This window comes from Zeaxanthinibacter sp. PT1, from assembly GCF_028464225.1.
In the GTDB taxonomy this organism is placed as follows: Bacteria; Bacteroidota; Bacteroidia; order Flavobacteriales; family Flavobacteriaceae; genus Zeaxanthinibacter.
In genome coordinates, this window is the sequence record NZ_JAQPCN010000001.1 from 750701 (window position 1) to 763784 (window position 13084).

The following is a 13084-nucleotide window of genomic DNA, read 5'->3' on the forward strand; positions in this document are numbered from 1 at the left end:
ACATGAGTCATGAAGAAAAATAATCTGGATAATTTGTTCCAAGACAGGCTGAAGGATTACGAGGAATCCCCTCCGGAAGGGATGTGGGAAAGAATTTCGGGAACCCTGGACCAGCAAAAGAAGAAGAAAAGATTATTAGCGCTCTGGTGGAAATTAGGGGGAGTGGCTGCCGTATTGGCGTTATTTATCTACCTGGGGCTGAGGCCCGGTAGTACGGATCCCGATCTAATCCTTACCGATACAACAGAACAGGCTCCCGGGGAGCAGAAGGAACAAAAGCCTGTACAGACAACACCAACTAATGCTGTAGCAGGTTCCGCACAAAAATCTACTCCTATAACCAATACACCTGCCAGGCCTGTTGATGAAGTACGGGGAAATCAATTGAGTGGCATTGAAGGGAAAAACTCCAAGGGTAAACGCAACGCCACCCTGGCCCGCACTCTGCAAGACATTCCACAAAGACCCGGGAAGAAGAACGGTGATGAAGCGGCCAGAAAGCTGCAGTCTTCCTTAGCTTCAGTTTCCGAAAATGCTGAAAACCGTCAGGAAAATAACAAAGCATTAGCCACAGAGGGAGAAGATGACAACCGGCAAGGCATAAATAAATACCAATCGGAACAAAGTTCAGATATTGCTGAAAATCAGAATGTTGAATCCATAAAAGAACCAGAAAAGGAACGTTCCATCTTTGAAGTAGTGGATGCAGACAAAGAAGAACTGGCACAACAGGAAGAGAGTCGGAAATGGTCCGTGGGGCCGCGTGTTGCCCCGGTCTTTTTTAATTCTTTCGGACAGGGTTCTCCCATACACTCCAGCTTCACTGCCAATTCCAAATCAGGGAGTGTTAACGTGAGCTACGGGATAGCTGTTTCGTATAATCTCAGCCCCAAACTGAAAATACGTTCCGGCCTTCATAAAGTAGATTACGGCTATGACACCAATGACGTTTCCTTCTCCGCATCCCCCATTGCCGGGGAACAAACAAAACTGGATCATATCGTTTACAACAGGACCTCCAGGAACCTCGTAGTAAGAAGCGAAGCTGTCACTAAAGAGCAACCTTCAGCAGGGTTGGCCGATGTGAGTGCCCAAAGCCCGGGGAAGTCCGGACGTATGAACCAGCAATTCGGTTACCTGGAAGTTCCCCTGGAGATCAACTATGTACTCAGTGACCGCAAACTCGGCGTGGATCTCATCGGTGGGGTCAGTACCCTGTTCCTGACCGATAACTCGATTATACTTGAAGCCGAAGGAAGCCAGACCCTCGTAGGAGATGTCAACAATATTAATAAGCTCAATTTCAGCACTAATATCGGACTCGGGTTCTATTATCGTCTTGCGCCCAGCATCCAACTGAATATAGACCCGGTATTCAAGTACCAGCTCAATACCTTCTCCGATACTGCAGGTTCCTTTAACCCTTATTCCCTGGGTGTTTACAGCGGCCTGAATATCAGGTTCTGACAGGTTCAGGTATTGGCTGCCTCGTATCTTGCTGTAAGTCATTGAGGAAGATCTGCCGCACTTGCAGGCTTAATTGACTCTTATCTTCTTCTTGCAACTTGGCAGTATCGATAAATGGATGGACATTAACCCTCAGCGGTCCCGGCCTGCCTTTGGCCAATGTAAAAGGCAGTCTTTTTTTATTATCTAAAAATGTGATGGGCACCAGGCGGATCTGGTGAGCGATAGACATACGGAAGGCTCCTTCCTTAAAATTGTCGAGCAGCACGGATTCTTCCGGGACCCCTCCTTCGGGAAAAATACAGATACTCAGCCCCTGGTTCAACCTCTTCTGAGCGCGGCGGTATACTCCCATCCGGCTCCGACTGTCCTCACGATCAACCATGATGCATACTCGTTTATAAAAGAACCCGAAGAGCGGGATATTGACCAGCTCTTTCTTTCCCACGAATACGAACGGACTTTTACTCACACGTAGCATCAACATAATGTCCAGCATGCTGGTGTGATTAGCCACAAGCATATAACTTTCTCCCTTTACCAGTTTCTCCTTATACCTGATGCGGGGCGGGCAGCCCATGCCGTATAATATAAAAGGAGCCCAGATGTTCCGGGCCAACCAAAAAAACTGTTTATAGGTGCGTTCAGATAAGGTGGTGAGGATCAGGAAAGGTAGAGCGATCAGGATAGGAACTGCGACCAGGATATAGAACCAAATGTGGTAGAGAACTCCCCCGATTTTTAAAAGGGCTTTACGCATGGAATCAAAAGTAACAATTTTAGCAAGGTTTTAGATAATCTGTTACTTTTGTCTTTTCCAAAAAAACGCAGATGGCAAGAATCCTGACCGGCATACAGAGCACCGGAACTCCTCACCTTGGGAACATCCTCGGAGCGATTATCCCCGCAATTAAAATGGCAAAGGATCCCGCGAATGAATCCTATCTTTTTATCGCAGACATGCATTCGCTCACCCAGATAAAGAACGGGGATACCCTGAGACAGAATACTTTTGCAACAGCTGCCACCTGGTTGTCTTTTGGTTTAGATGTAAACAAAACAGTTTTTTACCGGCAGAGCGATGTCCCTCAGGTTACCGAACTATCCTGGTACCTGAGTTGTTTCTTCCCCTACCAGCGACTTACGCTTGCGCATTCATTCAAAGATAAGGCCGACAGGCTGGAGGATGTCAATTCAGGGCTTTTCACTTACCCTATGTTAATGGCTGCAGACATACTGTTATACGACGCCAATATAGTGCCTGTAGGCAAGGACCAGTTACAACACCTGGAAATGACTCGTGATGTCGCTTCAAGGTTCCACGCACAACTGGGGGAAACTTTTGTCTTACCCGAAGCACAGGTCCAGGAAGAGACTATGTATGTTCCGGGTACGGATGGTGAGAAAATGAGTAAGAGCAAGGGAAACCTTATCGATATCTTCCAGACCGACAAAAAACTGCGCAAGCAGATCATGGGAATCAAAACGGACAGCACCCCGCTGGAGGATCCCAAAGATCCGGATACAGATAACGTATTTGCCCTGTATAAAATCCTAGGCAGCCCCGAACAAGTGGCCGAGATGCGAGCGAACTATACCGGGGGCAATTACGGCTATGGTCATGCCAAGCAAGCTTTATTTGAACTGATCTGCGAGCGTTTTAAAGAACCCAGGGAAAAGTTCGAATATTACAAGGCACACCCGGAAGAGGTGGAAGAAGCTCTTTCTTTAGGTGCAGAAAAAGCCGCCTTGGTTGCCTCAGAAGTACTGGAAAGAGTCAGGGAAAAGCTGGGATATTGACAATAGATCTCTTTTTTTCAACTTACTCTTAGATATATTCAAAACCGACCGTGTGGTCGGTTCTATTTTTTTCACCGGTCACTTTCCCCTAGCAAGCCCCGGTATTAAACGGCATTTTATCGACCAAAGCACAATTTTTTCACGCCGTACACTTTTCAGGACATCAAAACATACCACCGGGTTTGTATGGAGCTCAGGCCAGTTCAAAAAATTTTCCCGGTAAAGGACAGATAACCCCTTTCATTTCCAGCTCTAAGAGCAATCTTGAACATGCCGACACCGGAAGTCCGCAATGAATGGCAATTTCATCTAACTGTTGCTTCCCTTCTTCTGCCAGGTAATCCACAACTTGCTGCTCTACCGGTTTAAGACTTACGAACAACTGCTGTTGTATTGCCCTGGACTTGATCCGGGCAGTATCCCAGTTCAGCATTTTAACCAAGTCTTCTGCAGAAGAAAGTAAATGTGCCTTATGGGTTTTGATCAGGGTATTACACCCACGGCTGAAGACATCCGTGGTCCTCCCGGGAACAGCGAATACTTCCCGGTTGTAGTCCGCGGCGAGATTGGCTGTGACCAGGCTCCCCCCTCTTTCCCCCGATTCTACCACTACGGTGGCATGGCTTAACCCGGCGATGAGTCGGTTTCTTTTTAAAAAATTTTCTCGCAGCGGCAGGCTTTTACTCCATTGTTCCGTGAAAAATCCGCCGTTTTTCATCACGCTATCCCTGTAAATACCATGCTCCGGTGGGTAAAGCCGGTTTAGGCCGTGCGCCAGGCAGCCTATGGTCTGAAGTCCATGGGCCATAGCAGCACGTTGCACGCAGATATCCACCCCGTAGGCAAAACCACTGACAATAACCGGGTTATGAGTAGCCAGTGCTTCTATAAAGCTATGACAGAATTCCCTTCCCCGGCCGGTCATGCTCCGGGTGCCGACAACACTGATCACCTTCTTCCCCCTCAGCTTTATGTCGCCCATATAAAAAAGAATAATTGGAGCATCCACGCAGTGATAAAGCTTTGCCGGGTAATCTGGCTGCTGGTAATAATAATAACGGATGTTGCGTTTCCTGAGAAACTCCATTTCCTTTTCCGCAGCACGGGCATGAACGGGATCATGAAGCCCGGATAACATTGCAGACCCGATCCGGTCAATTTTCAGCAGCTTGTGCATTTTATCGGTAAAAACCGCGGCAGGGCTGCCACAATGGGCGATTAATTTTTTCGCACTGATGTCTCCTAAATTAGGAATATGCTGCAATCTAAGCGCTGCAAAGAGCTCATTTTCGGGCAACTCCGTGCTTTCGGAGCCTTTATTCACATTCGGATGATCCATATCTGTTAATAAAAAGTTATCGTTTCTGCTTTTACTCACTGCAAAAATTTTCCATCTTTGTAGTTATGAGTGCAGCATTTTATATAGAAGAACTTCTTTACCGTTATAATTGTGTCGTTGTACCGGGCTTCGGTGCCTTCCTGACACAAATGAAATCTGCTGTACTGCACAAAACAACCAATACTTTTGATCCACCGTCTAAAGTGATCTCCTTTAACCAGCAATTGGACAGCAATGACGGCCTGTTGGTTTCCTACATCGCCCATGCAGAGAATACCACTTATGACGAGATGTTAGAAGCCCTCTCCAAAAAGGTGAAGGAGTGGAAACAGGAGCTGGAGACTCAGAAATCCCTGAAATTTGGAAATCTCGGTGAGTTCCGCCTGAATCGCGAAGGCAGGTTGTTGTTCCGCCCGGCCAACCAGGTGAATTTCCTGACTGCATCTTTTGGATTAAGTTCAGTGGTTTCTCCACAGGTGACCAGGGAGGCCCTGAAAGAAGAGGTGCAGGAACTGGAAGAACGTATCCCTTTTATCATCACTCCGGAGGAGCGGAAAAAAAGCAATTTCCGGCCTTACTATAAATACGCAGCCATCCTATTATTGGCTTTCTCTACGGGAGTGACGGGATTCAGGATGTACGAGACCTCTGTTGAAAACCAACAGATCGCAAGGCAACAGACCCAGCAATTGGTGCAGAAAAATATACAGGAGGCCACATTTTTCAGTGCAGCTCCGCTAGAATTACCTGCCATAAGCCTGAATGTCACTAAAAAACCTGCTACTCCAAAACATCACGTTATCGCAGGAGCGTTCCGCTATAAAGCCAACGCGGATAAGAAGGTTCGACAATTAAAGCGAAAAGGCTTTGATGCTGCTGCTTACCTGGGTACCAACTCATTTGGACTCCACCAGGTAGTATACGCCAGTTTCGTGGATTCGCAAGAAGCCCTAGACTACCTTATGGACGTTAAGGAGAATGTTTCCAGGGATGCCTGGTTGCTTTCCAAGAAGTAATCTCCCTTATTTAACCATCCCCGCATTAATGTATCGGCTCCGAATTTCTGTTGGATAGCTTCACTTGTGCCAACATTTGAACTTATCTTTGCACAAAATTTTTAATCCATGGAGCCTAAGACGCCGAGTGAATCACGAACTATAATGACAGACCTGGTCCTGCCCAGCGAAACTAACCCCCTGAACAACCTGTTCGGCGGGGAATTACTGGCCAGGATGGATCGCGCAGCAAGTATTGCTGCAAGGCGCCATAGCCGGAGGATCGTAGTTACGGCATCTGTTAACCATGTGGCCTTTAACCGATCTGTCCCCCTGGGAAGCGTGGTTACGGTAGAAGCAGCGATATCGCGGAACTTCAGGACTTCTATGGAGGTGTTTATCGATGTCTGGATAGAAGATCGCTTTAGCGGGCAACGAACTAAAGCCAATGAGGCTATTTATACCTTTGTGGCCGTAGACGACACCGGGAAACCTACCGAGGTACCGCCCCTGGTCCCCGAAACTCAACAGGAAAAAGAACGTTATGCCGCTGCACTCAGGAGAAAACAGCTCAGCCTTGTACTGGCAGGAAAAATGAAACCGGCCGAGGCTACAGAACTGAAGGCACTTTTTGTTCCATCCGAATAAAAAGATGGCCCGTCAGAAACGGGCCATTGTAGTTTAGAAATCGAAATTGTCCGGGTCCGGGCCAAACCGGCTACCCTTATCCATAGCGTCGAGCTTTTCCATATCCTCAGGTGAGAGTTCAAAATCGAACAGTTGCGCATTGGCAATAATACGGTCTTTTTTAGTCGATTTTGGGATAGTGATCACCCCTTTCTGAAGATCCCACCTTAAAACCACCTGGGCAATGGTCTTGTTATATTTATCGGCAAGTACCGCAAATTCCTCTTTCTCAAAGATATTCCCCTGCATCATCGGAGACCAGGCTTCATATTGAATCTTATGCTTATTGCAGAAGTCGATCAGCTCTTGTTGTACCAAGTATGGGTGGAATTCCATCTGGTTGACCATAGGTACTATATCTGCAGAATCCATAAGGTCTTCCAAATGATGTTGCAGAAAGTTACTCACCCCTATAGCTCGTACCTTCTTATCTGCATATAACTTTTCCAATGCTCTCCAGGTTTCCTTGTATTTCCCGTCTACCGGCCAATGTACCAGGTAGAGATCCAGGTAATGCGTACCCAGCCTTTCCAGGCTGGCTTCAAACGCTTTTAAGGTATTTTCATATCCCTGCTCACTGTTCCATACCTTGCTGACCAGGAAAACCTCTTCTCGCCTAAGCCCACTCTCTGAAATTCCCCGACCCACACCTTCTTCATTGTTATAGGCAGCCGCAGTATCAATATGGCGATAGCCGGCATCGAGTGCCCACTTCACGGCATTCACAACTTCCTGCCCATCGTCTGCCAGGTAGACTCCTAATCCAAAATAAGGCATGGCTACTCCATTGTGCAGCTTAAATGTTCCCTGTAGATCTGTTATCTGGTGTTTCATATACTGTTCTTTTTTTATAGCCTGTAAATCCATTCTTCCGGATTCAGCCTTGTGGCATCCCTGTAGAGGTAGAATTTAAGTTGTGTCAACCCGCTGGCCCGGTTGGTGAAGATCTCTCCCAATTCTTCTTTTGCCGCGACCTTGTCTCCCTTCTTTACGTACAAATTAGAAAGGTTGTAGTAGGTGCTGATATAATTTCCGTGTTTGATCTGTACGCCCTTATTTCCCCCCGGAACTGCTAGAATAGCTATCACCTCACCCTGAAAAACAGCCCTGGCCCTGGCCCCTTCATCGGTGGCAATGATAACCCCGTTGCTCTGGTGTTTAATCCCCGGGTAAACCGCGTCCTTATAAACTCCGAATCCCTGTCTTTTTATCCCCTTTTCTACCGGCCAGATCAACTTCCCTTTATTGGCAGAAAAGCTATTGGCCACCAATTCTGCTTCAGGGGTCAAAACGAATTTAGAATTGTCACCGCTGCTTTTGCCGGCCTCCCTATTGGCCGTGACTATAGCAGAGCGAATTAATCTCTCTATCTGCTGATCTATCTTTCGCGCTTCTTTTTGTTTGGCCTCTATAGTTGCGGCGTATTTACTTTCATTCTGCCGTATCGTCTTGAGTAAAGCCTTCTGTTCTCCGATCTCTTTCATCAGTTGGTTTTTCACCTTCTGGTTTTCGGCTACCAGGGCATCTTTAGCTTTACGCTGTTCGGCCAGGGATTTATTAAGTTCTGCCAATTCTTCCGTCTTGGCAACAATTGCCTCTCCCTGTTCTTTCCGGAATTGGGTATACTGCTTCATGTATTGCAGCCTTTTAAACGCCTGGAAAAAACTTTCGGCAGATAACAGGAACATCAGCCTGTTCTGTTTGGCCCTGCTCTGGTAGGAACGACGGATCATCCGGGCGTAATCTTCTTTTAAAACTTCCAGGTCTTCCCTGAGTTTACTGATCTTGCGAATATTGGCATTCACTTGCCGGCTAAGAAGGTTAGACTCCTGGTTGGTTACCCTGATCAATTGCTGGCTAACCACGATCTTGCGATCCAGGGACTCCAGCTGATCAACGATATTCCCCTTCTTCTTTTTTTGGACAGTGAGCAGCCGATTCATTTCAGCGATCTCTTTCTGAAGCCTTTCCCTGCGCGCCTCCAGGGCTTTCTGCTCGCTGGACTGGGCATGTGATTGCAAACTGAGCAGCGTAAATAAAACGATCAGTATTTTCAAAAGATGTGACCCCCTACTTCTCATATTATTTCAACACGATCTCATTAAAACCATTCGGTATTTTAAATGGGAAATTCAAACTGCGATTCACCTCGAGGCTCTTATATTCCAGCTGAATATTATTCTGCTTGTCACCCTCTATAACGGTAATACCCACTTCTTCGGGTAACATCCTCTTAGAAATTTCCTGGTAATTCTTATAGCTGACCTGTAGCAATCGCGCTTCCAGGGGTTGGGCGATCTGTTGAAAGGCCAACATAAAGAATTTCGGCTCCATATTGTACTCGGTTTTCAGGACTCCCCGCTCAGAACCGGGTCTTAGCAAATAACTGCCCGATGTTGCCGATAAGTTGTATTTATCTTCCCTAAGGTCGTATAAAGCCTGGCCCAACAACAGGTTCTGTATCTTCTCAAAATCCAGGGATGTTCCCAACAGTTCACTGAAATAGCTATAGCCCCCGTCAAAGTACTCGTTTTCTAATTTATTGTAGAATGAAACTCGTTCCGGGGTGATATACGCCTTCACTACTCCCAACGGAGCGCTTATCCAGATCACCTTGTCTTTCTCCATACGCAGGCTCACGGTCACGCTCTGGGTGGCGTCACCATCCTGGTAAGTAATTCGCATCCTCCCGCTCAGGGTTTTGAAATCCGGCAGGTTTTTATAGTGATTTTTTATAACTGTTTTCGCGGAAAGCTTGGTATTCACCTTTCCATCCAGGGCTACCCTGGAGGAAGAACAGGAAAAAAGTATTCCTGAGCACAAAATCGCCATTGCCAAACGAGTTGTGTATAGATATAGTTCTTTCATAGCATTAAGAACCTTTTTTAGTTTTACTAAGATACATATTTGCCTTTACAGGATTTCCAACTGCCTCGTAAGCCAGTGCCAGTTCCCTGTAGAACTGTAGTTCGAGTTTTGCATCCTCAATCAGGTAACCCAGGCCTTCTTCCAATACCTCGATAGCCTCCTTATTCTTTCCATTCCGTTGCAGGGCTAAACCGTATGCATAATAGAAAAAAGGAATGGCGGGATAAATTTCCAGTGCCTCCTCCGCCTCGGTTTGCAGCTGTAAATAATCCGCAGATTGTATATACCGCTTTAAGCTTTTTATCGCTGCATTTTGTGGGGTTTCCTCCAACTTAATTTCCGGCTCACCCCCTGTTTCTGCAAGTGCTATTGAATCTTCCAGCTGTCTCTGCAACCGGACCTGGAAGGCACTGCTCTGCACCTGACTAAGGATTTCCAGTGATTCCTGGAATAAGCCCTCCCTGTATAGGGCAAGAGCAAGCTTTTCCTTAAACTCGGGCTCAGACCAAGGCAAACGATCCTTCAGGAGGGCCACAGGGAGGCCCTGCCGGCCTTGAATTCGCGCCAAGGTCTGGATATACCAAGCGTTGCCCGGTTCTCCCACTACGGCCTCCAGGGCAGACTCCCTGGCCTTTACCAGTGCACCCTGTTCCAGGTATACCCTGGCCAGTTCATGATCTACCACTGCCATACCCGGCTGCAATTCCTTACATTCAATAAAGGCTTTTTGTGCTTTATCAAAGTTCCCTATCCCTTTTTGTTTTAACCCTTCAAAAAAAGATTCCTGGAAAGCATCGGTATATATTTCGAGGGACAAGGCAGCACTTTCCTGTTCAGGCTCTTGCCCATAGCAGGGCCACAGGAACAGAAACATTCCCAGAACCGTCAGTAAACAACTGCTGTATTCCCTTTGCATTACCTCTTCTTCTATACCCCTGGGGGCATTTGCTTCTCTCAGTTCTTACCGGTGCTTCCGAAACCACCGCTCCCACGGCTTGTTTCTGAAAGCTCTTCGGTCATCTCCCATTCGGCCCGTTCATGCCTGGCGATAACCATTTGGGCTACCCGGTCCCCATTTTCAATGGTAAATGCCTCATTACTGAGGTTTACGAGAATGATCCCGATCTCTCCCCTGTAATCAGCATCAATCGTGCCAGGTGTATTTAAAACTGTGACCCCTTTTTTGGCGGCCAGACCGGACCTGGGTCGCACCTGTGCTTCAAAGCCTACTGGTAATTCCATATAAAGCCCGGTTGGAATAATGGCCCGCTCCAGGGAGTTGAGGACCACTGCTTCTTTCAGGTTTGCCCTGAGGTCCATCCCCGCCGAGGCCATGGTTTCGTAACTGGGCAGGGCATGGGACGAACGATTAACGATCTTGATCTTCATCTAAATTGTTTTAAAAATATTTGTTGTAATCGCTCTTTTTCCAATCGGTAGACCATAAAAAGGAATACCAGGAACAAGATAGTTCCAACGATCAGGTTACGGTCAAAAACGTAAAAAGAAAGTACGGAAAAGAGAATAGAAATTGAGCCGTAAAAGATAATTTTTCTGAAGTTATAGGGCACGGGGTAATACTGCTGTCCAAAATAGAACGAAAGACCCAGCATAGTCCCGTATGCTGCCAAAGTAGCAATCGCCGAGGCATAGTAGCCGATCTTCGGTATGAACATAACGTTGATCACAATAGTGATAACCGCCCCTACTATAGATATTAGGGCACCAAACCGGGTGCGGTCCGTCACCTTATACCACACGGAGAGATTGTGGTAGATCCCCAGGCAAAAACCTGCCAGTACAATTATGGGAACTACCGGCATGGCTTCCCAGTAAGCTCCATCGATGATAATAACTTTGAGAATGTCGGCATAGACCACTACGCCAAGGAGGATAACACTTCCCAGGACTACGAAATAATTGGTGATCTGCGCATAGGCTTTCTGCGGGTTCTCAGAATTGGCATGACTGAAGAAAAAGGGCTCTATTCCCAGCCTGAAAGCTGTGGCAAAGAGGGTCATAAAGAGTGCCAGTTTATAGCAAGCCGAATATTTCCCTATTTCACTCTTAGCGATATCCTCTGGCAGTAATTCTGATAGCAGGATTCGGTCAAAAACCTCGTTTACCGTAAAAGCGATCCCGGCAATCATGACCGGCAATCCATAACGCATCATTGATTTAAACATGCGTTGATTAAATACGTATGGCCTGCGGAAATAAAGGCGGGACATGATCAGCAACGTAATGGCACTGGCCAAAAGGTTAGAAATAAAGATGTAGGATATTTCAAAATCGGGCACGTAAAGGCTGTCAAAAATCGTCGTTCCTCCTGTTGCGAGTTTTGGCAACAAGAGCAGGAAGAAGAGATTGAGTCCAAGGTTAATCGCCACATTCACGATCTTGACCACCGCGTAGCGCATGGGTTTCTCATTGGCCCTTAGCCATGCAAAAGGCACAATTGCCAATGCATCCAGCCCCAGTATGTAGATAAAGTAATTAAAATACTCCGCATCAATATTGAGGATACCCACCAATGGGTCTTTCAGCAAAAAGCCAGTCAATACAAATAAAGCCGTAGAGCCAAGGAGGCTGATCAGGGCCGTGGAGACCACTTCTTTCTTTTGTTCTTCCTTGTTGTAAAATCTGAAGAATGCAGTTTCCATCCCGTATGAGAGGATCACGTTGAAGATGGCAAACCATGCGAAAATAAGGGTGACTTCCCCATAAGCCCCCGGCTCCATTACACGAGTGTAGAGCGGGACTAAAATGAACGAAAGCATTCGCGGTAGTACCGTGGCCAAACCGTATATAAAGGTTTGCTTAAAAAGTTTCTGAAATAAGCTCAAGTCCGCCTCTGTTAGGTAGTCATTAAAAGTAGGTATTTAATACCTGCCAGCAAAGCTGCAGTTATGAATCATAAACGGGCAGGCAAAAATTTATTGTGTTTACAGAAACCCACTGCTGTCCATAAAAAAACCCCGCGAATGCAGGGTTTTAATCAATGGGATAAATTATTTGGATTATCCGTTCAGCGCTTCCGCTCCACCAACGATCTCAAGGATCTCGTTAGTAATGGCGGCTTGCCTTGCCTTGTTATAGGTAAGTTTAAGCTGATCTCTTAATTCCTTAGCATTATCGGTCGCCTTGTGCATAGCGGTCATCCTCGCTCCGTGCTCACTGGCAAAAGAATCGCGAATCGCCTTGTACAACTGCGTCTTTAAGGTCTTAGGAATAAGTTCTTCAACGATCTCTTCTTTAGAAGGTTCAAAGATATAGTCGGTGCTCAGTTGAACTTCCTGTTCCAATGGTTTAATGGGCAGGAACTGCTCTGTCAGCACTACCTGTGTAGCTGCGTTCTTAAAATGGTTATAAACGATTTCTATTTTATCGTAAGCACCTGAACTGAATTTTTCCATCAGCTCTTCAGCGATCGCGGCCACCTGGTCAAAAGTCAGTTCGTCATAAACTTTACTGTGGTCGTTAACCACGGCATGTCTTTTAGACAGCAGATCTTTCGCCTTTTTCCCTATGGTAACAAAATCGACCTTCTTATCGGCGTATTTGTCCTGCGCAAGAGCTACACTCTGTTTCAGTACATTGGTGTTAAATGCACCACACAATCCCCGGTTGGAGGTGATTGCAACGATGAGCACTTTATTGACCTCTCGCTGTTCTGAAAACTGCCCTCCGGAATTCTCATCCAGGCTGGCACTCAGGTTCTGCAGCAGTTCATTCAGTTTATCCGCATAAGGACGCATGGCCGTAATGGCATCCTGCGCCTTTTTCAACTTTGCAGCAGATACCATCTTCATGGCACTGGTGATCTGCATGGTCGAATTAACCGATGTGATCCTGTTACGTATTTCCTTTAAATTCGCCATACACTATGGTTCTTTGGAAGGCTGCCCGGTGTGGTTAAACCCGCACC

13 protein-coding genes are annotated in these 13084 nt (G+C 46.6%); 4 read left to right on the plus strand and 9 right to left on the minus strand.

Annotated elements, in window-relative coordinates:
* Window positions 1-9: 9 nt before the first annotated feature.
* Window positions 10-1467, plus strand: coding sequence for an outer membrane beta-barrel protein (locus tag PP178_RS03275; RefSeq protein WP_272592880.1), 1458 nt, complete (start codon window positions 10-12; stop codon window positions 1465-1467).
* On the opposite strand, the gene PP178_RS03280 is transcribed toward PP178_RS03275, so the two are convergent.
* Window positions 1457-2227 (minus strand): lysophospholipid acyltransferase family protein, encoded by a 771-nt coding sequence (locus PP178_RS03280; protein ID WP_272592881.1) that lies wholly within the window; start codon window positions 2225-2227, stop codon window positions 1457-1459. The genes PP178_RS03275 and PP178_RS03280 overlap by 11 nt on opposite strands.
* Before the next feature lie 71 nt (window positions 2228-2298).
* Here PP178_RS03280 and trpS point away from each other — a divergent pair, with 71 nt between their 5' ends.
* Window positions 2299-3267 carry a tryptophan--tRNA ligase gene (gene trpS, locus PP178_RS03285; protein ID WP_272592882.1) on the plus strand — a complete coding sequence of 323 codons (969 nt, stop codon included), beginning with the start codon at window positions 2299-2301 and terminating at the stop codon, window positions 3265-3267.
* Window positions 3268-3460: 193 nt separating this feature from the next.
* Here the strand turns inward: trpS and dprA are convergent, their stop codons facing one another.
* On the minus strand, window positions 3461-4645 hold the full coding sequence (gene dprA / locus PP178_RS03290; protein WP_336298513.1) for a DNA-processing protein DprA: 1185 nt from the start codon (window positions 4643-4645) through the stop codon (window positions 3461-3463).
* Window positions 4646-4671: 26 nt separating this feature from the next.
* Between dprA and PP178_RS03295 the strand changes: the two genes are divergently transcribed.
* Both PP178_RS03295 and PP178_RS03300 read left to right on the plus strand, forming a co-directional pair.
* On the plus strand, window positions 4672-5622 hold the full coding sequence (locus PP178_RS03295; protein ID WP_272592883.1) for an SPOR domain-containing protein: 951 nt from the start codon (window positions 4672-4674) through the stop codon (window positions 5620-5622).
* A 108-nt stretch (window positions 5623-5730) separates the two neighbouring features.
* Window positions 5731-6249, plus strand: a complete 519-nt coding sequence (locus PP178_RS03300) for an acyl-CoA thioesterase (RefSeq protein WP_272592884.1) — start codon at window positions 5731-5733, stop codon at window positions 6247-6249.
* A 33-nt stretch (window positions 6250-6282) separates the two neighbouring features.
* Here the strand turns inward: PP178_RS03300 and PP178_RS03305 are convergent, their stop codons facing one another.
* From PP178_RS03305 to atpG, 7 genes are all read right to left on the minus strand, one after another.
* On the minus strand, window positions 6283-7122 hold the full coding sequence (locus PP178_RS03305) for an aldo/keto reductase (protein WP_272592885.1): 840 nt from the start codon (window positions 7120-7122) through the stop codon (window positions 6283-6285).
* A gap of 14 nt (window positions 7123-7136) precedes the next feature.
* Window positions 7137-8369 carry a murein hydrolase activator EnvC family protein gene (locus PP178_RS03310; protein ID WP_272592886.1) on the minus strand — a complete coding sequence of 411 codons (1233 nt, stop codon included), beginning with the start codon at window positions 8367-8369 and terminating at the stop codon, window positions 7137-7139.
* A gap of 1 nt (window position 8370) precedes the next feature.
* Window positions 8371-9156: a DUF4292 domain-containing protein gene (locus PP178_RS03315; RefSeq protein WP_272592887.1), complete on the minus strand. Its 786-nt coding sequence runs from the start codon at window positions 9154-9156 to the stop codon at window positions 8371-8373.
* 4 nt (window positions 9157-9160) lie between these two features.
* A complete protein-coding gene (locus tag PP178_RS03320) occupies window positions 9161-10072 on the minus strand; it encodes a tetratricopeptide repeat protein (protein ID WP_272592888.1) in 912 nt (303 codons plus the stop codon).
* A 38-nt stretch (window positions 10073-10110) separates the two neighbouring features.
* Window positions 10111-10545 (minus strand): dUTP diphosphatase, encoded by a 435-nt coding sequence (gene dut, locus PP178_RS03325; RefSeq protein WP_272592889.1) that lies wholly within the window; start codon window positions 10543-10545, stop codon window positions 10111-10113.
* Window positions 10542-12002 (minus strand): lipopolysaccharide biosynthesis protein, encoded by a 1461-nt coding sequence (locus tag PP178_RS03330; RefSeq protein WP_272592890.1) that lies wholly within the window; start codon window positions 12000-12002, stop codon window positions 10542-10544. The genes dut and PP178_RS03330 overlap by 4 nt, the downstream gene beginning before the upstream one ends.
* Window positions 12003-12176: 174 nt before the next feature.
* Entirely contained in the window at window positions 12177-13037 is an 861-nt protein-coding gene (atpG, locus tag PP178_RS03335; RefSeq protein WP_272592891.1) for an ATP synthase F1 subunit gamma, read from the minus strand.
* Window positions 13038-13084: the final 47 nt, after the last annotated feature.